Raw genomic sequence first — 19,198 nt, 5'->3', positions numbered from 1 at the left:
AGGCCGAGTTGCGAAATGGGGATTCGCGGCCGGATCAGCTTTGGTTTCGCAACGACGCTTCTCATGCTGCTTGTCGTGGCATGTACGGCGGTGGTTTCGTTCCGGAGTCTCGGAAACTCGGTCGCGGATTTGAGCGCTGTGGCGTTCACGCGGGTTGCGGTGTCCTACAACCTTGAGCAACAGGCCAATGTCGCGGCGCAAGCCGCGCAGTCGTTGATCGATTCGGACCGGACGGACGCCAAGGCGGCGTTCCAGCAGGCGGTCGGGGCGATGCGGTCGAATCTCGGTCATATGCCTCAAGCCGAATCGGCCAAGCCTCTGATCGAGAAATTTGAAGCCATCGTCGCGCAGGGGGCCGGGGCCGCGGAGGATAGCCGCAAGCAAATTGCGATCCTCAAGCAGAAAAGCCACGCGGTGACCTGGCTTGCGCAGGAGTTCGCTTCGACGGCCGAACAGGATCTGTCGGGGCTGATGGTGAAGACGCCGGAGGAAAAAGAGAAGGCGTATGTCGCGAGTGCGAATGCGGGCAAGGTCGAGCGCGGCATTCTGGCCGCGCGGGTGGCCGAGCAGGCCTTCATGATCGAGCGGCAGCAGTCCTTCCTCAATCAGTTGAAGCAGCAGTTCGATTCGCTGGGCGAGTTGTTCGGCGAGATGGAGTCGGCGTCGAGCGACGACGTGCAGATCCTCAAGATCAAGGCGATCCGCAAGGCCACGGGCGACTACACGGCGGCCTTGAATGCGTGGGTCAAGAATGACGCGGTGCTGGCCAAGACACGCGCGAACATCGGCGAGGCGCAGGATCAATTGATTTCGGTCGCGCACGGGCTCGCGGAGAGGGCCGGCAAGGACGGCGCGGAAACGGCGGGCGCCGCCGGTGAATTCATCCGCAGTTCGACATGGCGGTTGATTGTGATTTCCGCGCTGGCGGCGATCCTGACGGTGGTTATAGCCTTGGCGATCGCGGGCAATCTCGTCCGGCCGATTGCGGGCATGACGGTCGCTATGCGCGAGCTTGCCGGCGGCGCCGTAAATGCCGAGGTGCCTTCGCTCGGGCGGCGGGATGAGATCGGCACCATGGCGAAAGCGCTGCTGTTTTTCAAAGAGGAGATGATCCGCTCCAACGCCTTGGCCGATGAACGCCTGCGCGAACAGGATGCGAAAGCGGCAAGGGCGGCCAAGATCGAGGAATCGATCCAGGAATTCAAGGGAACCATCGGCGCCATCGTCGACGACGTTGCGTCTTCGGCCGAGGCGATGAAAGCCGCCGCGCAGAGCATGACGAACACGGCCAGCGAGACGCTGGAGAAATCGAATCTGGTGGTGAGCTCGGCACGTTCGGCACTGGACGAGGCCGATCTGGTTGCGAAGGCTGCAAGCCAGCTCGCGGCCTCGATCGAGGACATCGGCGGCAAGGTGGAGCATTCGACACAGGTTGCGAGCAACGCCGCCAATGAAATTTCCAGAGTCGATGCGATGGCGGCCAATCTGTCGGACGTCTCGACCCGGATCGGCGAGATTGTCGAATTGATCGGACGTGTCGCCAAGCAGACGAATTTGGTTGCGCTGAATGCTTCCATCGAGGCGGAGCGCTACGGCGACGAAGGATTGGGCTTTAAGATCGTCGCCAAGGAGGTCAAGGCGCTGGCCAACGAGACGGCACAGGCGACAGAAAAGATATCGACGCAGATCGAGAGCGTTCAAAAGGCGGCATCCGGCGTCACCGCGGAAATCAACTCGATCAGCGAAAAGATATCGATCATGAACAACGTCTCCTCCAGCGTGTCCGAGGCTGTGGGAGATCAGAAGGCGTCCACGCATGAGATCGCCAAGAGCGCGGCCGAAGTCTCCGCCAGTAACGGCAGCGTACTCGAGATCATCACCACCGTCGGCACGTCCGCGACACGGACCGGCAGTGTGGCCGAGGAGGTGCTGTTCGCATCGGGTGATTTGTCCCGCCATGCGCAGGCCCTGCGGGAGATCGTCGATGGCTTTGTCGCCAGGATCAGCGTGGCCTGAAAAGAAAATCGCCCGGTCCTGAAGGGCCGGGCGATCGCGGGGTGTATTGGTGGCGCAGGTCAGGCCGCGCGGATTTGGCCCAGGAAGTTGTCGACCTGCTGCCGGAGTTGCTGTGCCTGCACGGATAGCACCTCCGCTGCTTCCCGGACGTTCCGCGCCGAATCGCCCGTGGACTTGGCGTCTTCCGACACGCCGCCGATATTGTCGGAGACAGCCTGCGTGCCCTGGGCGGCCTGCTGGGTGTTGCTGGAGATTTCCTGCGTGGCGGCACCCTGCTGCTCGATCACGGCGGCGATGGCGGTCGCGACCTCGCTCACCTCCATGATCGTGCCGCGGATGCCCTTCATCGCTTCCATCGAATCCTGCGCGACGTTCTGGACGGCAAGGATTTGCGTCGAGATTTCCTCGGTCGCTTTGGCGGTCTGGCTTGCCAGCATTTTCACTTCGGATGCGACCACCGCAAAGCCCTTGCCGGCATCGCCTGCGCGGGCGGCTTCGATGGTGGCGTTGAGCGCCAGCAGGTTGGTCTGGGCCGCGATGTTGTTGATGAGATTGACCACGTCGCCGATCTTGCTCGCGGTTTCTGAGAAGCCTTTGACGCGATCATCGGTCTGCTGAACCTGCTCGACTGCGCGCAGCGCCGTGTAGGCCGCATGGGTGACCTGACGGCTGATGTCATGAATCGACACGGTCAACTCTTCGGAGGCCGCGGCAACGCTCTGGACGTTGGCAAGCGCCGCGTTCGCCGCGCTGACCGCCGTCATGACCTGATCGTTGGTCCGATCCGAAATTTCAGACATCTCCTCGGAGGTATGGTTCATCTGCTCGGAGGACATCGAGAGCGCATCGAGCGCGCTGCCGATCTGTTGTTCGAAAGCGGCGATATGGGATTCCACGGTGCGCTGCCGCGCGAGCTTGCGGGCATTCTCCGCGCCGTTCTCGCTCTCGATGCGCTTTTTGTCCTCGGCGTTCTGCTTGAAGGTCGCGAGTGTCGCCGCCAGGGCTCCAATTTCATCGGCGCGGGTGGCGAAGGGCACCTCCACGCTAAGGTCATCTGCCGCGACGCTTTGCATGGCGTCACGGATTTTGTGAAGCGGGCGGATCACGACTTTATTGACCACCGCGATGCAGGAGCCGGCGAAGATGATCGCCATCAGTAGGAATCCAAGCTGCCAGATCAGCGATGCCCTGGCCTGGGCATACAGTTCGGAACTGCGGGCACGGGCGGCATCGAGAGCGTTCTCGGCCAGGGTGACGGCGCTGCTCATCTGGCTGACCGAGAACGGGCTCCAATAGCTCGCATTGGTTTCCGGCGGTGTGCCGTTGGTCAGCGCGTCGGCGAGGCGCTCGCGAAGGCCGGTGTACTTTTCGTCGAAATAGGCGGCCTTCGTCGCGTCCATGGCGGTCTTGACGGATGCCGGTAACTGCATGCCCTCGGCGGCGATCTCGAGGCCTTCCCAGGCGGACTGTGTTCCGCCGATCAGCTTGGTGAGCTGGGTATGGGTTTCGGGTGTCATCTTGCCCGCACCCAAGGCCATCGAGACCCGGAGCGATGCTTCACCGGCGGTGGCGCGCAGGTGCCAGGCGGATTGTTTGATGGCGAGCAACTGATCGACGGTGGCGTCGGCGTGGTTGATCAGCCCGACCAGTTGCGTGGACAGATCCTGAAGAAGATCGAGCAATTTACCGCCGACCTCGTTGTACTCGGTCGGCAGGGCGGCGCGCCGGGTCGATTTCTCGTTGTGTACGGCGCTCATGGATTCGACCTGGAGCGCGGCGAAGCGATCGGTGAGCTTGATCAGCTCTTCACGGACCTTCGCCTGGCCATTGAAATCGACGGAAGCGAGATTCTTGCCGACCGCGCGCATCGCCTTGATTTCACCGGTGTGAAGATCGTCGAGATACTTCTGGATCTTCGGCTCGATCGTTTTGTCGGCCTTCAGGGTGCGAACCATGGTGGACTTGTCGGCGCGCAAATTGTGCATCGCCTGGAAGGCATCGGCCGACAAATCGGAGATCACGGTCATCCGTTTTGTCTCGGTCAGGCGTTCCCAGGAATGCCAGGACTGGCGGGCAAGCATCAATACAATGGAGACTGCCATCAACGTGATCATCAAATTCAAGGTCGAAGCAATGCTTGGACGTTTCATCAAGTGCCCCCAGGCGCTGAATTGGAACGGGGCAGCTAACGGCATGGCATACGCAACCGTCCGATAACTCCCCCTATCTGGATACTTTCGCTGCTTCGATTTAAATTTTTGATAAGGGCAATGTATCGCTTCGGTGTGCGGATTTCCGCTCGCGTGAAATTGCATCTCGCGATGAAAGCGGTACCGCTTTTTGTGGCTTGAGATCGTGGATGAGAGCGCTCACGCGTCTATCTCGGCAAATTATTGCCGATGATGGATGCTCTCGGCAAAAAATCGCGCAAAAGGATAGAGAGGCTTTCCGGAAATGCCTTGCGATATGATCGTATGGCGAGTGTTTGCCGCTGGCATCCTTCTTGCTCCCCCGCGACTCAAGGCCAAGCACAAAGGCCGTTCAAGGCCGGCTTGATGATCTGTCGCCACCCGGGGGAAACAATAATGGTCTCGTCGACGAAGTCTCTTATCATCCAGCGTTCGATCGCGGTCGCTGGCCGCAAAACCAGCGTGAGCATGGAGCAGCCGTTCTGGGACGCGCTCAAGGAAATCGCCCATGCGCATAATCAGTCACTCGCGCGGATCGTGACGAGGATCAAGGAAGATCGGGAAGACAGCAATCTGTCTTCGGAAGTGCGGCTGTTCGTTTTCGATTATTTTTTTCACAAAAAGCATGCGCGGGAAGACAACAGGATTCAGAAAATCCTACTCGCGACCTGACGGCGTGTAGCAGAATTCATCTGGCGGATTTCATGCAGAGGTAACCGGCTGTTTCGCGCATCGTGCATGCTGTGTGTTTGTTCGCTCAGAGGTATGATCGCCTCATTGCAGGCAATGAATGCGCATGCAATGGATGGCACGGCAAAAAGCGTGTCGATGACTGATGCAAGAATTTCTCGATGTGAAACGTCCCATGAATGTCCGGTCGTCGCGAATTGCGGGCCTCGGCCATTATGTGCCCGAGCGGCGTATTGAGAATTCCGTTCTTGAGCAGGATCTCGGTTTGTCGAACGGTTGGATCGCGCGCCGCACCGGCATCAAGGCGCGCCGCTGGGCGGCACCGGATCAAGCGCTGACGGATATTGCCGTGGAGGCGGCTTCATCTGCGCTTGCGCACGCGCAAATCGAGACGAATGACATCGGTCTGGTACTGCTCGCCACCTCCACGCCGGATCATTTGTTGCCACCGTCTGCGCCGCTGCTGGCGCATCGCCTCGGTCTCACCTGTGGGGCGATCGATCTGACCGGGGCGTGTTCGGGGTTCATCTATGCGCTGCTGTTCGCAGACGGATTCGTCAAAACCACAGGCCAGTCGGTGCTGATCGTTGCGGCCAATATCCTGAGCCGACGCATCAACAAAGCGGATACGACGAGCGCGGTTCTGTTCGCGGACGCCGGGGCGGCGATGGCGCTTGCGCCGTCGTCGCGTGAGGATGCGGGAGTTCTCGGTTCGAGCGTCATGTCCGACGGCAGTCTCTACGATATGATTGCGATCAAGGCGGGCGGCACGCGCAACCCTGATATGGGCACGGCGGAGCCGGAAGACCGCGTGATCCGGATCAAGGACGGCAAGGTCGTCTTCGAGAAGGCTGTGAAGTTGATGACGCTCTGCTCGGAGCAGGCGCTGGGGCGGGCGGGCATCAAGGCCTCGCAGATTGATCACTTCATTCCGCATCAGGCCAATGCGCGCATTTTCGATCTTGTCGCGGAAAATCTGGACATCGATCCGTGCAGGACGCTGCGGTCGATCGAGGAATTTGGCAATTCGTCGGCGGCCACCATTCCGCTCACGCTGTCGCTCGCCAGCGAGCAAGGAAAATTTGCGGACGGTCAGTTTCTCCTGATGGCGGCGGTAGGCGCAGGCTTCACCGGCGGCGCAGTTGTCTTCCGGACTTCGGATCAATGACGGGATAATCCGTCGCGTTGGATGGTGAAATAGAGATGCCTGCCCCAAAGGGAAAATCCGTTATACGAACGATCGCCATGCCGTCCGACACCAATCCGGCCGGGGATATTTTCGGCGGCTGGCTGATGTGGCAGATGGACCTGGCCGCGGGAAGTCTCGCGACGCGGCTGGCGCGTGGGCGCTGTGCCACCGTTGCCGTCGATGCGATGGAATTCATCAGCCCGGTTTTTGTGGGCGACGAGGTCACCTTCTTCGCAAGCCTGAAGGAAACCGGCCGTACCTCACTGCGTATTTCGGTGGAAGCCTGGCGGCGCAGCCGCGACAGCGAAGAAACGAACAAGGTCACCAGCGCGATCTTCGCGTTCGTCGCAATCGACAACGGCCGCAAGCCTCGTCCGTTGAACCTGAAAAAGAGCAGAGCCGCGCCGAAGCGCGGCAATGGCCGTGCGGCCTACGGGTCGAGTTCGGTGTCCCAGTAGAGATAGTCAAGCCAGCTTTCGTGCAGGTAGTTCGGGGGGAACAGCCTGCCGTTGCGGTGAAGCTGGTGGACCGTCGGCGCATAAGGAGTTTGGCGCGGGAACATATTCGCCTGCTGCATCGTCATGCTGCCCTTCTTCAGATTGCAGGGCGAGCAGGCGGCGACGACGTTTTCCCATGTCGTCTGCCCTCCGCGCGAACGCGGGATGATGTGATCGAAGGTGAGGTCTTCCTGCGAGGAGCAGTATTGGCAGGAGAAGCGGTCGCGCAGGAAAACATTGAAGCGCGTGAACGCGGGATGCGTCGTCGGCTTGACGAAGGATTTGAGCGACACGACGCTCGGCAGTTGCATCTCGAATGACGGGCTGTGAACGGCGTGCTCGTAACTGGCAACGATGTTCACGCGGTCAAGGAACACGGCTTTGATTGCGTCCTGCCATGACCAAAGTGAGAGCGGGTAGTAACTCAGCGGCCGGAAATCGGCATTCAAGACCAATGCCGGCCAACCTCCTTGTGAGACATGTGCGTTCAAGTAACGCTCCTGACCCCCCTGATCGGCTGCGAAGCAGCTTTACGGGCAGAATACTACAGGTAGCGCGACACGATTGTGAAGGGCGGACGCTATTTTTTCCGCTGGCCCCGTTGGGTTGCATGCGGTTTTCCGGTCGGTTTCACGCGGGCTTGAACGGGCGGTGCACCGGCCCGAACGGAACGCACGGCCTTCGATTCGGTGCGCGCGGTGTTGTCGGGGAGGATGCCTTCGCGGCGCTTCACGGCATGATAATAGGCCCACCACAAATGCGCCGCCGCCCCGCGCCAGGGCCGCCAGCGTTCCGCCAGCGCCGTGGCCTGTTTGGGGGTCGGGCGCGCATCGAGGTTCAGGCCGATCCGCATCGCCTCCTGCACGGCGAGGTCGCCGCCCGGCCACGCATCGCCATGGCCGAGACAGAACAGCAGATAGATGTCGGCCGTCCAGGGACCGATGCCGTGCAGCGCCGTCAACGCGCCGTGGGCGAGGTCCGCCTCCTGCCGGCCGAGTGTGTCGAGATCGAGTCGCTCTGCTGCAAGCTCCCGCGCCAGCGCCTTCAGTGTCTTGATCTTGGCGGCCGAGAGCCCCAGCCGCGCCAGCCGCGCGGGACGCGCAGCGCGGATCAGATCGTGATGAAATGGATCGAAGGCATCGCTGACACGCTTCCAGATTGCGGCAGCGGCGTGAGTGGACAATTGTTGACCGCAGACGATGGCGGCAAGGCCGGTGAACCCCGGCTCCCGGCGGCGCAGTGCGGGCATGCCTGCCACCTTCGCGACTTCCGTAAGGCGCGGATCGGCCGCGACCAGCATGGCGATGGCACGGTCGAGGTCGGTCTGCGTGTTCAGGTATAGTGTCATGCCTCTCAGAATCAGCATGTCACGCGAATAGGATCAATGCCGCCACCCGTTTTCCGTTTTGCCCCGAGCCCGAATGGGCGGCTGCACCTCGGCCACGCCTATTCGGCGCTGTTGAACTTCGACCTCGCGCGGCAGAGCGGCGGGCGGTTTTTGCTGCGGATCGAGGATATCGATGGGTCGCGTTCCCGCCCGGAATACGAGGCGGCGATCTATGAAGACCTCGCATGGCTCGGCATCGTCTGGGAAACGCCGGTGCGGCGGCAGTCGGAGCATTTCGATCTCTACCGGGATGCGATGGAACAGCTCGCCGGGCAGGGGCTGGTCTATCAGGCCTTCGAGAGCCGGGCGGAGATCGCCCGGATGATCGAACAGAGTAAGCCGTTGTCGGATAAGCCTTGGCCGCGCGATCCCGATGGGGCGCCGCTCTATCCTGGTTCGGCGGCGGCGTTGTCGCCGCAGCAACGTGAAGCCCGGATGCAGGCAGGAGAGCCCTTCGTCCTGCGGCTGGACAGCCGGATCGCCTGCCGCCGGGCAGGTGCGCTGGTCTGGGAAGAGCAGGGTTCCGGCCCCGGAGGAGAAACCGGACATGTTGCGGCCCGGCCCGAGGCATGGGGCGATGTCGTGCTGGCGCGCAAGGAAACGCCGACGAGTTACCACCTCTCGGTCGTGATCGATGATGCCTTGCAGGGCGTGACTCATGTGGTGCGCGGGCAGGACCTGTTCTGGGCGACCAGCGTCCATCGGCTGTTGCAGCAATTGCTGGGCCTGCCCGCCCCGGTCTACCGGCATCACGGTCTGCTGCGCGGCGAGGACGGTAGGAAGCTCTCGAAATCGGCGCAGGCAACCTCGTTGCAGGCGCTACGGGAGCAGGGCCTGAGCCCACAAAATATCCGGGAGATGGTCGGGCTGCCGTGACTCTTGCGCCCACGGATGGCAGGATGAAGCCTCGTTGGGGGATTGCATGGCGACGAAGCCGCGTTCGACGCGCCGCCTGGGGAAGTCGAAGACATTACACAAGGGAAAGCGACCTCCGGCGAAGAAGACGCCGGCGCGGAAGGCTGCGCCCAAGCGCGCTGCCAGCAAGCCGTCACGCAAGCCCGCAGGCCCGGTACGCGGCGTGGTGGAAACGGCGCTTGCCGCCTTCGCCCATGAGGTGCGCACACCGCTGACCGGTATCCTCGCGATCTCGTCGCTGTTGGAGACGTCCGACTTGGGCGCGCGCGAGCGTCGCTGGGTGGAAACCATCCGCACCGGCGCGGAGCATCTCGCAGCACTCGCGACCCTTTATGTCGATGCCGCCAAGAGCATGGCCGCGCGCCTGCCCATGCGTGAGGATTTTTTCGATCTGCACGCGCTGGCGCGTTCGGCCGGCGATGGCCTTGCTGGCCGCGCGACCGCCAACGGCCTGCAATCCAAAGTGACGATCACCGAAGGCCTGCCGCAGTTTGTGACAGGCGACGCCGTGCGCCTGCGCGCGGCGCTGGAAAATCTGATCGACAACGCGGTGAAGTTCACGCCGTCAGGATTGGTCGAACTCGATGTTTCCGCCACGCCGCGCGGCAAGAATGGGATGAATGTTGCTTTCGCTGTGTCCGACAGCGGCATCGGCCTGTCGCTCGCCGAGATCAACCGGTTGTTCAAGCCGTTCTCGCAGGCAAGCATCGATGTGGCATCGCGTTTCGGCGGCGCGGGACTCGGGCTGTGGTCGGTGAAGCAACTCGCGCAGGCCATGGGCGGCGATGTTAGTGTGACGCGGCGCAAGGATGGCGGCACCGTCTTTACGCTGACGGTGCGTGTCGGCTTGCCGCGAGAGGAACGAAAGACATCTGCGCCGCCACCGTCCTATATCGGCGCGTTAAAAATCCTCAGCGTCGAGGACAACCCGTTCGGCCGCGTCGTACTCAACACGGTGCTTGGCGAATTGGGGCACAAGATCGAATTCGTCGGACAGGGCGAGCTTGCGGCGGAGCGCGTGTCGCGCGGCGATCTCGATGTCGTGCTGATGGACATGGTGCTGCCGGGCATCGACGGTGTCGAGACCATTCGCCGGTTGCGCGCGCTGGGCGTTGCGGGCGAGCGCGTCGGGATCGTCGGTGTCTCCGGCCACGAGCAGGATGAAGCCAAGGCGCGCGCCGCCGGCGCCGATGCCTTCCTGATGAAGCCGGTCAGCCCGCGGGCGCTGGCGGCGGCGCTTGGCGAGGCGACGGTTCGCCGGGCTGCTTCCGGCGGATGATCGCGGCATTGAGTGCGCCGCCAAAGATGAAAATCGCGGCGATGAAATACAGAAACACCAGCGCGATCACGACCGAGGCGAGCCCCGCATAGGTGGTGACATAGTTGTTGGCGAAGCGCGCCAGATATTGTCCGAAGCCTGCCGCCGAGACGAGCGAGGCGATCACGGTGAACGCGATCCCCGGCATGATCTGCCGCAGCGTCCGGTGTCCGGCGGGCAACCAGGCATGCAGCACGAACAAGGCGCTCACGAGCGACACCAGCGCGATGGCGTAACGCGAAAAGTTGAGCAGATGCGCTTTCGGCTCGATGATAAGCGGCAGGTAATAGCGCGCGGTGGCGAGCAATAGCGGGCCGAGCACCAGCAACAGTGCGAGCACCAGCGAGATAAGGGCCGCGATCAGCGTGTAGCCGATCGATTCCAGCCGCAGCCAGTACCACGGCCGTGTCTCCGTGACGCCGTAGGCGCGGTTGAGGCCGACCCGCAGGCTCTCCACGCCGTTGGAGGAAAAATACACTGACAGCACGAGGCCGAGGGTCAGCGCATCGCCGCGCGTCTGGGTCAGGACGTCGTGGATTTGTGTCACCAGCGCATCGGCGGCCTGGCTCGGCCAGACCTGCAGCATCAGTCCGGCAGCCTGGTCGGCCAGATCCTTGGAGCCCAGGAAGCCTGCGAGCGAGGCGAGCACGATCAGGAACGGAAAGAACGCCATTAGCGCCGACAGCGCGATATGACTCGCGATCGCCCAGCCGTCGTCGGCTAGAAACGCATTGAAGGCGTCGATCCCGATCTGAAAGGCGCGGCGGATGAATGTCATGAGACGCGGGCTTTCTCTCGGAGATGGAGGTTAGCGGGATACGGTGAGCAAGTCATGAAATCCGGGATGCCCAGCCATGTTCCTCCCGCGAGACCGGCTGAAAGCCTTCTAAATCCTTGGGGGGCGGGTCGCCGGGTGGTATGTAACGCACATGACATCCTTTTTTTCCTTATTCCTTCTCCCCATCGCCCTGATCGCCGTCACCATCGTGCTGCTGCTGGGCCTGATCAATATGATGCGCGGCGGCTCGCCGAACACCTCGCAGCGCCTGATGCGGCTGCGGGTGCTGTTTCAGTTCATCGCCATCGTCATCGCCATGGCTGCGGTCTGGGCGATGGGGCGCTAGACGAAGCAAGAGCATGGTCACCCTCAACCGCATCTACACCCGCACCGGAGACGACGGCACCACCGCGCTCGGCAGCGGCGAGCGGCGTCCGAAATACGATCTGCGGGTCGCGGCCATCGGCACCGTCGACGAAACCAATGCCGCTATCGGCGTAGCGCGGTTGCATCTTGGGGATCACGCCCGGCTCGATGCGATGCTGGGTCTTGTCCAGAACGACCTGTTCGATCTCGGCGCCGACCTCACGGTGCCGGAGTGTGAAGGCAAGGCCGAGCGGTTGCGGGTTCTGCCGGTGCAGGTCGAGCGGCTGGAGCGGGATATCGATGCGCTGAACGAGGTGCTTGCGCCGCTGACATCCTTCATCCTGCCGGGCGGGACCGCCGCCGCGGCGCATCTGCATCAGGCGCGCACCATCTGCCGCCGCGCCGAACGGCTGGTGGTTGAATTGGCCGGGAAAGACAATGAGCCGGTCGGCGATGCCGTGGTGCGCTATCTCAACCGCTTGTCGGATTTCCTGTTCGTGGCCTCGCGGGCTGCGAACGGCAACGGCGCGGGGGACGTGCTGTGGGTGCCGGGCCAGAACCGGTGAACGGGACGCGGCATAGGGTTTTCAGAGGCGCTTTCGGGTCTTTCCCTCGCCCAAGCGCGTTGACCCGGCTGGGCGACCTCTTTAGGTTCCGCAGCGCACACTAAGTCAGAATGAAGGGGAACCATGAAGGTTCTGGTGCCGGTCAAGCGGGTCATCGACTACAACGTCAAGATCCGGGTCAAAGCCGATGGCAGTGGCGTCGAGCTTGCCAACGTCAAGATGTCGATGAATCCGTTCGACGAAATCGCGGTCGAAGAAGCGCTGCGGCTAAAAGAAGGCGGGAAAGCGACCGAGGTGGTTGCGGTGTCCATCGGGCCCGCGCAGGCGGCAGAGACGATCCGCACCGCGCTCGCGATGGGCGCCGACCGTGGCATTCACATTAAATCCGATGCGCCCGTCGAGCCGCTCGGGGTGGCCAAGGTTCTGAAGGCGATCACGGAGCGCGAGCAGCCGGGTCTTGTGATCCTCGGCAAGCAGGCGATCGATGACGACTCCAACCAGACTGGCCAGATGCTGGCGGCGCTGCTGGGCTGGCCGCAGGCGACCTTCGCGTTCAAGCTCGAAGCCGACGGCGCGAACATCCAGGTGACGCGTGAAGTCGATGGCGGCTTGCAGACCGTGAAGTTGCAGGGGCCGGCGATCGTGACCACCGATCTGCGGCTCAACGAGCCGCGCTATGCGAGCCTGCCGAACATCATGAAGGCGAAGAAGAAGCCGATCGAGGAGATGACGGCGGATCAACTCGGCGTCGATCTCGCGCCTCGTCTTGAAATCCTGAAAACGTCCGAACCCTCGGGCCGCAGTGCGGGCGTCAAGGTCGCCTCGGTTGCCGAACTCGTCGGCAAGCTCACTGAGGCGGGAGTGCTGTGATGGCGACATTGTTGATGGCCGAGCATGCGGACGGCGTGCTGAAGGACGCGACCGCCAAAGCGCTCACCGCTGCCGCGGCGCTGGGTGGTGACGTCGATATTCTGGTAGCGGGGCAAAATGCCCGTGCAGCCGCCGAGGCCGCGGCCAAGCTTGCGGGCGTGCGGAAAGTTCGATTGGCGGACGATGCGGCTTATGCGCACGATCTGGCCGAGAATCTGGCGACACTGGTTGTCTCGATCGCAGGCGAGTACGACGCCATCGTCGCGCCCGCGACCTCGCGCTTCAAGAACACGCTGCCGCGCGTGGCGGCACTTCTCGACGTGATGCAGATATCGGAGATCACCAAGATCGTGGCGCCCGACACGTTCGAGCGGCCGATCTATGCGGGCAATGCGATCCAGACCGTGAAGTCGAAGGACGGCAAGAAGGTCATCACGGTGCGGACCTCGTCATTCGCAGCCGCTGCGGACGGCGGCAACGCGCCAATCGAGGATGTTGCGGCGGTGGCGGGGCCGGGTACGTCGGCCTATGTCGGCGAGGAGGTCGCCAAGAGCGACCGGCCCGAGCTTGCTTCGGCCAAGGTGATCGTCTCCGGCGGCCGCGCGATGCAAAGCCGAGAGAACTTCACGAAATACATCGAGCCGCTGGCCGATACCCTCGGTGCGGGTGTCGGCGCGTCACGCGCCGCCGTCGATGCGGGTTATGCGCCGAACGACTGGCAGGTGGGGCAGACCGGCAAGGTGGTCGCGCCCGATCTTTATATAGCCGTCGGCATTTCCGGTGCGATCCAGCATCTCGCCGGCATGAAGGATTCGAAGGTGATCGTGGCGATCAACAAGGACGAGGATGCGCCGATTTTCCAGGTCGCGGATTATGGCCTGGTCGGCGATCTTTATCAGATCGTGCCGGAACTGACCGAGGAACTGGCCAAGCGACGGCGTTAATGACGCATGCCGGAAGACCCGGCAGGCGACGGGGTTTTGGTGTAATAGAGAGAGCGCAGGCCCGCGAAGACTTGCAGCGGATGTGCCGCGAACGGATGGCGACGGAAAGATGACAAAAGAAATCAAGTCAATCGGCGTGATCGGATCAGGTCAGATGGGCAACGGCATCGCGCATGTCGCTGCCCTCGCCGGAATGAATGTCGTGCTGAACGATATTTCGGAAGACCGGCTGAAATCGGCGATGGCGACCATCAACGGCAACCTGTCGCGGCAGGTGACGAAGAAGGTCATCACCGAAGCCGAGCATCAGGCTGCGCTGAAAAAGATCAGTTCTTCGGCAACGCTGGAGGGCCTCGCCTCCTGCGATCTCGTGATCGAAACCGCGGTCGAGAAGGAAGAGGTCAAGCGCAAGATTTTCCACGATCTGTGCGCGGTGCTGAAGCCTGACGCCATTATCGGGTCGAACACGTCCTCGATCTCGATCACGCGCCTTGCGGCTTCGACTGACCGTCCGGAAAAATTCATCGGCATTCACTTCATGAATCCGGTGCCGTTGATGGAGCTCGTGGAGTTGATCCGCGGCATTGCCACCGATGACGCCACGTTCGAGGCCGCGCGGGCTTTCGTCACCAAGGTCGGTAAGCAGATCGCGGTGTCGGAAGATTTTCCGGCCTTCATCGTCAACCGCATCCTGCTGCCGATGATCAACGAGGCGATCTACACACTCTACGAAGGCGTCGGCAATGTGCAGGCGATCGACGCCGCGATGCGGCTCGGCGCGCATCATCCGATGGGGCCGTTGGAACTGGCCGACTTCATCGGCCTCGATACCTGTCTGTCGATCATGCAGGTGCTGCATGAAGGGCTCGCGGATTCGAAGTACCGCCCATGCCCCCTCCTCGTGAAGTACGTTGAAGCAGGGTGGCTCGGCCGCAAGTCGCAGCGCGGTTTTTACGACTATCGCGGCGAGAAGCCGGTTCCGACGCGCTGACGCTCCGGCATCCGTTCGAGATTGTTAACCTTCGCTGGTTAGGTTGCCTGTCTCGAACAGGATGAGTGCGTCATGGATATGAGTCTCGTTGCCGCCGCGATGGCGATGCAGGCTGGAAATACCCAGCAGAAGATCGCGACGAGCGTGCTCAAATCGCAACTGAACGCGCAAGGCTCGGTCCTGCAATTGCTTCAGCCCGCGCAAAGCTCTCCCGCCGCGAACAATGCGGCGGGTATCGGCGGCCAGCTCGATATTTTCGCCTAGAATTTCAGCATCATCTCGAAGCCGCCATAGATCAGCCGCTTGCCGTCGAACGGCAGCGTCTTGGTGTCCATCATGTCGGCGAGCCGTGGGTCTTTCATCACCTTGGCGTTGATGCGGTCGCGCTGCTTGCGCGATTTATAGATGATCCAGGAAAACACCACGGTCTCCTGCGGTTTCAATTTCACGCTCTGCGGAAACGAGGTCAGCTTGCCGTGTTTGACATCCTCGGCCACGCATTCGCGATATTCGAGTGCGCCGTATTCGCGCCAGATCTTTCCAGCCCTGCGGGCGAGTGCCCGGTAGGCGGCGAGCTTCTTCTTCGGCACAGGGACGATGAATCCGTCGACATATTGCATGACAGGCCCTTTCGCTGCTGATGCACCGCAGCGACATGGACTCCGTCAAAGGCGACGAATGTAAGGAAAGAAGGGCGGCCTATTGTCCGAGGGCTGCGGTGATCAGCTTGACCGCGTCGCCGCTGGCCCATTCGGCGGGGCCCGCGATGGTCGCGATTTCGCAGCCCGAAGGATCGACCAGCATCGAGGTCGGCATGCCGAGGGCACGTCCTGCGGCCTTCAGATCCTGAAACACCTTGGCGCTGTTGTCGTAAAAATAGCTGAGTTTGGTGAGGCCGCCGTCTTTCAGGAAATTCTTCGGCTTCTCGGGATCGCGGGTGTCGATATTGATGGCGACGACCTCGAATTTCGGCCCGCCGAGCTTGGCCTGAAGCTGGTCGAGCGCCGGCATTTCGCGGCGGCAGGGCACGCACCATGTCGCCCAAAGGTTCACCAGAAGGGTGCGGCCACGGAATTCCGACAGCTTGCGTGATTTACCGGAGGCGTCGTCGAAGGTGAGATCCGGGACCCGCAGCGGCTGCGAGGCCATGGTTAATGCGGCGACTTCGCCCTGGGCGAGAGGCTTGAGTTTCTGCGCGAGATTGACCGCCGGGCGGCAAACCGGGTCGCCAGATGCATTGCCTTGCAGGCCTCGCATCCCGTATATCGCCACAGTAGCGGCGCCGACGCCGATAATGACGGTGGCGAGCGCCATGGGAATGCGGGGGCGGGAGCGGGTAGGCGGTGTCTGCTCGGTCATTGGTGCTATTTATCGTAGATTGAGTGCGAAGTCAGGTCGGCAGTCGTGAGCTATCAGTCATGAGCAACAAGATGTGGGGCGGCCGCTTCGGAGAGAGCCCCGATGCGATCATGGAGGAAATCAACGTCTCAATCGACGTCGATCAGCACCTCTATGCCCAGGACATCGCCGCGTCAAAGGCCCACGCAGCCATGCTGGCCGCGCAAGGGATCATTACCGCCAACGATGCAAAAAACATCGCCGGTGGTCTAGACACAATTTTGTCAGAAATCAAAGCAGGCACGTTCACCTTCAAGCGCGCGCTCGAAGACATTCACATGAATGTGGAAAGCAGGCTTGGCGAATTGATCGGCCCTGCGGCGGGTCGGTTGCATACCGCACGTTCGCGCAACGATCAGGTCGCGACCGATTTCCGCCTTTATGTGCGCGATGCCATTGACTCCTTCGACGCCGATCTTGCCTCGCTGCAACGTGCGCTGGTGAAACGCGCGCTCGAGCATGCCGGAACGGTGATGCCGGGATTTACGCATCTGCAGACCGCGCAGCCGGTGACGTTCGGCCATCATCTCCTGGCCTATGTCGAAATGGTCGCGCGCGACCGCGGGCGTTTTGCCGATGCACGCAAGCGCCTCAATGAAAACCCGCTCGGCGCAGCCGCCCTTGCAGGCACCTCGTTTCCGATCGACAGGCGTGCAACGGCATCGGCGCTCGGCTTCGCGCGGCCGATGGCGAACTCGCTCGACGCGGTCTCGGATCGCGACTTCGTGCTGGAGACGTTGTCCGCGTGCTCGATCGCAGCGGTTCATCTGTCGCGTTTCGCCGAAGAGATCGTGATCTGGACCTCGCCGCTGGTCGGGCTTGTTCATCTGTCGGACAAGTTCACGACCGGTTCCTCGATCATGCCGCAGAAGCGCAATCCCGATGCGGCCGAACTGGTGCGTGCCAAGACCGGCCGCATCGTCGGCTCGTTGAGCGCGCTCTTGATGGTGATGAAGGGCCTGCCGCTCGCCTATCAGAAGGACATGCAGGAGGACAAAGCGGGTGCGATGGAAGCGTTCGCCGCGATGTCGCTGGCGATCCGCGCCATCACCGGCATGGTGCTCGATATCGAGCCGGACGAGGCGCGCATGAAGGTCGCCGCCGGTGAAGGCTATGCGACCGCCACCGACCTGGCCGACTGGCTGGTGCGGACGCTGAAGATGCCATTCCGCGAGGCGCACCACGTCACGGGCCGGATCGTCGCCAAGGCGGCGGAGGCGGGGTTGGCGCTGCATAAGCTGCCGCTCAGCGATATGCAGGCGGTCGAGCCTGCCATCACGGAAGACGTGTTCGGCGTGCTGTCGGTGGAAGCCTCGGTCGAGAGCCGGACCAGCTTTGGCGGCACCGCTCCGGAAAACGTTCGTGAACAGGCGAAAAACTGGCTTATGCGGCTGGAAAAAGAGCAAAAATCGGGCTGACAGGCCGAAGATTGACAGCGCGGGGGCCTCGCCAGCCGCAGCCGTTCTTTGTATGGTGCGGCCCGAATTCAAGGACACCGTCGTGAACCGTTTCGTCTCTCACGTTTCCTGGTCGAAGCTCGCTGCGCTTGGGCTGATTCTGTCTGCCCTTGCGCTCGGCGGCTGCGGCCGGAAAGGCCCGCTCGATCTGCCGCCCGGCGCGGCGCTTACGCCTTCGCACGCTGAGGTCGAGGGCAGCAATGCGCAGACCTATCGCTCGCAGACGTCGCCGGGATCGTCGGCCGATGAAACTCTTTTTGCTCCTGCCGGAAGCCAGGGCAAACAGATGATCGCGCCTCGCGGCGAGAAGAAGCGCATCATTCTCGATCCGATTCTGGATTGAGCCATCATGCATCACTTCCATTACCGTAACGGCGTTCTTCATGCCGAGGACGTCGATATAGACCGTCTGGCGGAAGCCGTCGGCACGCCGTTCTATTGCTATTCGACCGCGACCCTGGAGCGGCATTATCGCGTGTTCGCGGAGGCCTTCGCGGGTCTCGACACGCTCGTGTGCTACGCCATGAAGGCGAATTCCAACCAGTCGGTGCTGCGTACGCTGGCGCGTCTCGGCGCGGGAGCGGATGTGGTGTCCGGCGGCGAATTGATGCGCGCCCGCGCGGCGGGCATTCCGGCCGACAGAATCGTGTTTTCCGGTGTCGGCAAGACGGAAAGCGAATTGCGTCAGGCGCTCGCCGAAAACATTCTCTGCATCAATGTCGAGTCCGAGCCCGAACTCGATCTGCTTTCGCGCATCGCGCACGAGACCGGCAACACCGCGCGCATCTCGTTGCGGCTCAATCCCGACATCGGCGCGGGTGGCCACGCCAAGATTTCCACCGGCAAGTCGGAGAACAAGTTCGGCATTCCGCTGGAAGGCGCGCGCGCGGTCTATGCACGGGCAGCGAAGCTGCCGGGTATTCGCGTCACCGGCGTCGATATGCATATCGGCAGTCAGATCACCGATCTCGGCCCGATGGAATCGGCGTTCACGCTGCTGGTGGATTTCGTGCGGACCCTGCGCGCCGACGGTCATGCGATCGATCATATCGACTTCGGCGGTGGCCTCGGCATTCCCTATGAAAGCGATCTGCCGGTGCCGCCGGCGCCGGATGCTTATGCGGACGTGGTCAAGCGCGTCACCAGGGGACTCGACTGCACTCTGATGTTCGAGCCCGGACGGATGATCGTCGGCAATGCCGGCATCCTCGTCAGCCGCGTGATCTATGTGAAGCATGGCGAGGCTCGCAATTTCGTCATCATCGACGCGGCGATGAACGACCTGATCCGGCCAACGCTGTACGAGGCGCATCACGACATCATTCCCGTGCGCGAGGTATCGTCGCCGGGTGATGGCATCGTGGCCGACGTGGTGGGGCCGGTGTGCGAGACCGGCGATTATCTCGCGCTCGGGCGTCATCTGCCCGCGCTCAAGGCGGGCGATCTCGTGGCGGTGATGTCGTCGGGGGCGTATGGCGCGGTGCAGGCCGGTACCTACAACACCCGCGGACTGGTGCCGGAGGTGCTGGTCAAGGGCGACCAGTACGCCGTGGTGCGTCCGCGCATCGATCCCGCGCAATTGATCGGAATGGACCGGATCGCGCCCTGGCTGTGAGCTTGATTCCGG

The 19,198-nt window shown here is 62.3% G+C and carries 21 protein-coding genes; 15 read left to right on the top strand and 6 right to left on the bottom strand.

The genetic code is table 11. The features are described from left to right. Nucleotides 1-15 precede the first annotated feature (15 nt). Nucleotides 16-2,016 carry a methyl-accepting chemotaxis protein gene (locus AFIDRAFT_RS19065; protein WP_009337532.1) on the top strand — a complete coding sequence of 667 codons (2,001 nt, stop codon included), beginning with the start codon at nucleotides 16-18 and terminating at the stop codon, nucleotides 2,014-2,016. 59 nt (nucleotides 2,017-2,075) lie between these two features. On the opposite strand, the gene AFIDRAFT_RS02765 is transcribed toward AFIDRAFT_RS19065, so the two are convergent. Beyond that, nucleotides 2,076-4,118, bottom strand: coding sequence for a methyl-accepting chemotaxis protein (locus AFIDRAFT_RS02765; RefSeq protein ID WP_245258101.1), 2,043 nt, complete (start codon nucleotides 4,116-4,118; stop codon nucleotides 2,076-2,078). 297 nt (nucleotides 4,119-4,415) lie between these two features. Here AFIDRAFT_RS02765 and AFIDRAFT_RS20100 point away from each other — a divergent pair, with 297 nt between their 5' ends. From AFIDRAFT_RS20100 to AFIDRAFT_RS02750, 3 genes are all read left to right on the top strand, one after another. After that, nucleotides 4,416-4,877: a ribbon-helix-helix domain-containing protein gene (locus tag AFIDRAFT_RS20100; RefSeq protein ID WP_244469019.1), complete on the top strand. Its 462-nt coding sequence runs from the start codon at nucleotides 4,416-4,418 to the stop codon at nucleotides 4,875-4,877. Nucleotides 4,878-5,070: 193 nt separating this feature from the next. After that, nucleotides 5,071-6,063, top strand: coding sequence for a beta-ketoacyl-ACP synthase III (locus AFIDRAFT_RS02755; RefSeq protein ID WP_040297984.1), 993 nt, complete (start codon nucleotides 5,071-5,073; stop codon nucleotides 6,061-6,063). Between the two features lie 77 nt (nucleotides 6,064-6,140). Beyond that, on the top strand, nucleotides 6,141-6,542 hold the full coding sequence (locus AFIDRAFT_RS02750; protein ID WP_009337528.1) for an acyl-CoA thioesterase: 402 nt from the start codon (nucleotides 6,141-6,143) through the stop codon (nucleotides 6,540-6,542). Here AFIDRAFT_RS02750 and AFIDRAFT_RS02745 read toward each other — a convergent pair. Both AFIDRAFT_RS02745 and AFIDRAFT_RS02740 read right to left on the bottom strand, forming a co-directional pair. After that, complete coding sequence (locus AFIDRAFT_RS02745; protein WP_040297755.1) at nucleotides 6,515-7,072, bottom strand: HNH endonuclease; 558 nt, start codon at nucleotides 7,070-7,072, stop codon at nucleotides 6,515-6,517. The two genes, AFIDRAFT_RS02750 and AFIDRAFT_RS02745, sit on opposite strands and share 28 nt — an antisense overlap. 89 nt (nucleotides 7,073-7,161) lie before the next feature. Beyond that, nucleotides 7,162-7,947 (bottom strand): DNA-3-methyladenine glycosylase family protein, encoded by a 786-nt coding sequence (locus tag AFIDRAFT_RS02740; RefSeq protein WP_009337526.1) that lies wholly within the window; start codon nucleotides 7,945-7,947, stop codon nucleotides 7,162-7,164. An 18-nt stretch (nucleotides 7,948-7,965) separates the two neighbouring features. On the opposite strand from AFIDRAFT_RS02740, the gene gluQRS reads away from it, so the two are divergent. Further along, the gene (gluQRS, locus tag AFIDRAFT_RS02735; RefSeq protein WP_009337525.1) at nucleotides 7,966-8,844 is read left to right on the top strand and encodes a tRNA glutamyl-Q(34) synthetase GluQRS; all 879 of its coding nucleotides are present in this window, start codon (nucleotides 7,966-7,968) and stop codon (nucleotides 8,842-8,844) included. Between the two features lie 46 nt (nucleotides 8,845-8,890). Next, nucleotides 8,891-10,162: an ATP-binding protein gene (locus AFIDRAFT_RS02730; RefSeq protein WP_009337524.1), complete on the top strand. Its 1,272-nt coding sequence runs from the start codon at nucleotides 8,891-8,893 to the stop codon at nucleotides 10,160-10,162. Here AFIDRAFT_RS02730 and AFIDRAFT_RS02725 read toward each other — a convergent pair. After that, nucleotides 10,095-10,979 (bottom strand): YihY/virulence factor BrkB family protein, encoded by an 885-nt coding sequence (locus AFIDRAFT_RS02725; protein WP_009337523.1) that lies wholly within the window; start codon nucleotides 10,977-10,979, stop codon nucleotides 10,095-10,097. The two genes, AFIDRAFT_RS02730 and AFIDRAFT_RS02725, sit on opposite strands and share 68 nt — an antisense overlap. Nucleotides 10,980-11,130: 151 nt before the next feature. Between AFIDRAFT_RS02725 and AFIDRAFT_RS02720 the strand changes: the two genes are divergently transcribed. The 6 genes from AFIDRAFT_RS02720 (at nucleotide 11,131) to AFIDRAFT_RS02695 (ending at nucleotide 14,980) form a co-directional block, all read left to right on the top strand. Continuing rightward, nucleotides 11,131-11,325 (top strand): twin transmembrane helix small protein, encoded by a 195-nt coding sequence (locus AFIDRAFT_RS02720; RefSeq protein ID WP_009337522.1) that lies wholly within the window; start codon nucleotides 11,131-11,133, stop codon nucleotides 11,323-11,325. Between the two features lie 13 nt (nucleotides 11,326-11,338). Further along, entirely contained in the window at nucleotides 11,339-11,911 is a 573-nt protein-coding gene (locus AFIDRAFT_RS02715; RefSeq protein ID WP_009337521.1) for a cob(I)yrinic acid a,c-diamide adenosyltransferase, read from the top strand. Nucleotides 11,912-12,034: 123 nt separating this feature from the next. Continuing rightward, nucleotides 12,035-12,781 (top strand): electron transfer flavoprotein subunit beta/FixA family protein, encoded by a 747-nt coding sequence (locus AFIDRAFT_RS02710; RefSeq protein WP_009337520.1) that lies wholly within the window; start codon nucleotides 12,035-12,037, stop codon nucleotides 12,779-12,781. Further along, entirely contained in the window at nucleotides 12,781-13,725 is a 945-nt protein-coding gene (locus AFIDRAFT_RS02705) for an electron transfer flavoprotein subunit alpha/FixB family protein (protein WP_009337519.1), read from the top strand. The genes AFIDRAFT_RS02710 and AFIDRAFT_RS02705 overlap by 1 nt, the downstream gene beginning before the upstream one ends. A 109-nt stretch (nucleotides 13,726-13,834) precedes the next feature. After that, entirely contained in the window at nucleotides 13,835-14,716 is an 882-nt protein-coding gene (locus tag AFIDRAFT_RS02700) for a 3-hydroxybutyryl-CoA dehydrogenase (RefSeq protein WP_040297753.1), read from the top strand. A gap of 72 nt (nucleotides 14,717-14,788) precedes the next feature. After that, nucleotides 14,789-14,980 (top strand): putative motility protein, encoded by a 192-nt coding sequence (locus AFIDRAFT_RS02695; protein ID WP_009337517.1) that lies wholly within the window; start codon nucleotides 14,789-14,791, stop codon nucleotides 14,978-14,980. On the opposite strand, the gene AFIDRAFT_RS02690 is transcribed toward AFIDRAFT_RS02695, so the two are convergent. Both AFIDRAFT_RS02690 and tlpA read right to left on the bottom strand, forming a co-directional pair. Then, entirely contained in the window at nucleotides 14,977-15,336 is a 360-nt protein-coding gene (locus AFIDRAFT_RS02690; RefSeq protein WP_009337516.1) for a DUF1428 domain-containing protein, read from the bottom strand. The genes AFIDRAFT_RS02695 and AFIDRAFT_RS02690 overlap by 4 nt on opposite strands. A 79-nt stretch (nucleotides 15,337-15,415) precedes the next feature. Then, on the bottom strand, nucleotides 15,416-16,075 hold the full coding sequence (gene tlpA, locus AFIDRAFT_RS02685; RefSeq protein ID WP_009337515.1) for a thiol:disulfide interchange protein TlpA: 660 nt from the start codon (nucleotides 16,073-16,075) through the stop codon (nucleotides 15,416-15,418). 59 nt (nucleotides 16,076-16,134) lie between these two features. Here tlpA and argH point away from each other — a divergent pair, with 59 nt between their 5' ends. Genes argH through lysA form a run of 3 tightly spaced genes read left to right on the top strand, consistent with a single transcriptional unit; the run spans nucleotide 16,135 to nucleotide 19,186 of the window. After that, the gene (argH, locus tag AFIDRAFT_RS02680) at nucleotides 16,135-17,532 is read left to right on the top strand and encodes an argininosuccinate lyase (RefSeq protein WP_009337514.1); all 1,398 of its coding nucleotides are present in this window, start codon (nucleotides 16,135-16,137) and stop codon (nucleotides 17,530-17,532) included. Nucleotides 17,533-17,584: 52 nt separating this feature from the next. Next, the gene (gene lptM, locus AFIDRAFT_RS02675; RefSeq protein WP_009337513.1) at nucleotides 17,585-17,914 is read left to right on the top strand and encodes an LPS translocon maturation chaperone LptM; all 330 of its coding nucleotides are present in this window, start codon (nucleotides 17,585-17,587) and stop codon (nucleotides 17,912-17,914) included. 6 nt (nucleotides 17,915-17,920) lie between these two features. After that, on the top strand, nucleotides 17,921-19,186 hold the full coding sequence (gene lysA, locus AFIDRAFT_RS02670; protein WP_009337512.1) for a diaminopimelate decarboxylase: 1,266 nt from the start codon (nucleotides 17,921-17,923) through the stop codon (nucleotides 19,184-19,186). Nucleotides 19,187-19,198: the final 12 nt, after the last annotated feature.

The sequence above is a fragment of the Afipia sp. 1NLS2 genome (assembly GCF_000178995.1).
In the GTDB taxonomy this organism is placed as follows: Bacteria; Pseudomonadota; Alphaproteobacteria; order Rhizobiales; family Xanthobacteraceae; genus Afipia.
Note: the sequence above shows the minus strand (reverse complement) of the source record. Positions and strands in the feature narration are given on the sequence as shown.

Bases quoted from the DNA above. Each gene is read 5' to 3' on its own strand.
- AFIDRAFT_RS19065 (WP_009337532.1), top strand. From the start codon at position 16: ATGGGGATTCGCGGCCGGATCAGCTTTGGTTTCGCAACGACGCTTCTC.
- AFIDRAFT_RS02765 (WP_245258101.1), bottom strand. From the start codon at position 4,118: ATGGCAGTCTCCATTGTATTGATGCTTGCCCGCCAGTCCTGGCATTCC.
- AFIDRAFT_RS20100 (WP_244469019.1), top strand. From the start codon at position 4,416: ATGATGGATGCTCTCGGCAAAAAATCGCGCAAAAGGATAGAGAGGCTT.
- AFIDRAFT_RS02755 (WP_040297984.1), top strand. From the start codon at position 5,071: ATGAATGTCCGGTCGTCGCGAATTGCGGGCCTCGGCCATTATGTGCCC.
- AFIDRAFT_RS02750 (WP_009337528.1), top strand. From the start codon at position 6,141: ATGCCGTCCGACACCAATCCGGCCGGGGATATTTTCGGCGGCTGGCTG.
- AFIDRAFT_RS02740 (WP_009337526.1), bottom strand. From the start codon at position 7,947: ATGCTGATTCTGAGAGGCATGACACTATACCTGAACACGCAGACCGAC.
- gluQRS (WP_009337525.1), top strand. From the start codon at position 7,966: ATGCCGCCACCCGTTTTCCGTTTTGCCCCGAGCCCGAATGGGCGGCTG.
- AFIDRAFT_RS02730 (WP_009337524.1), top strand. From the start codon at position 8,891: ATGGCGACGAAGCCGCGTTCGACGCGCCGCCTGGGGAAGTCGAAGACA.
- AFIDRAFT_RS02725 (WP_009337523.1), bottom strand. From the start codon at position 10,979: ATGACATTCATCCGCCGCGCCTTTCAGATCGGGATCGACGCCTTCAAT.
- AFIDRAFT_RS02720 (WP_009337522.1), top strand. From the start codon at position 11,131: ATGACATCCTTTTTTTCCTTATTCCTTCTCCCCATCGCCCTGATCGCC.
- AFIDRAFT_RS02715 (WP_009337521.1), top strand. From the start codon at position 11,339: ATGGTCACCCTCAACCGCATCTACACCCGCACCGGAGACGACGGCACC.
- AFIDRAFT_RS02710 (WP_009337520.1), top strand. From the start codon at position 12,035: ATGAAGGTTCTGGTGCCGGTCAAGCGGGTCATCGACTACAACGTCAAG.
- AFIDRAFT_RS02705 (WP_009337519.1), top strand. From the start codon at position 12,781: ATGGCGACATTGTTGATGGCCGAGCATGCGGACGGCGTGCTGAAGGAC.
- AFIDRAFT_RS02700 (WP_040297753.1), top strand. From the start codon at position 13,835: ATGACAAAAGAAATCAAGTCAATCGGCGTGATCGGATCAGGTCAGATG.
- AFIDRAFT_RS02695 (WP_009337517.1), top strand. From the start codon at position 14,789: ATGGATATGAGTCTCGTTGCCGCCGCGATGGCGATGCAGGCTGGAAAT.
- AFIDRAFT_RS02690 (WP_009337516.1), bottom strand. From the start codon at position 15,336: ATGCAATATGTCGACGGATTCATCGTCCCTGTGCCGAAGAAGAAGCTC.
- tlpA (WP_009337515.1), bottom strand. From the start codon at position 16,075: ATGACCGAGCAGACACCGCCTACCCGCTCCCGCCCCCGCATTCCCATG.
- argH (WP_009337514.1), top strand. From the start codon at position 16,135: ATGAGCAACAAGATGTGGGGCGGCCGCTTCGGAGAGAGCCCCGATGCG.
- lptM (WP_009337513.1), top strand. From the start codon at position 17,585: ATGGTGCGGCCCGAATTCAAGGACACCGTCGTGAACCGTTTCGTCTCT.
- lysA (WP_009337512.1), top strand. From the start codon at position 17,921: ATGCATCACTTCCATTACCGTAACGGCGTTCTTCATGCCGAGGACGTC.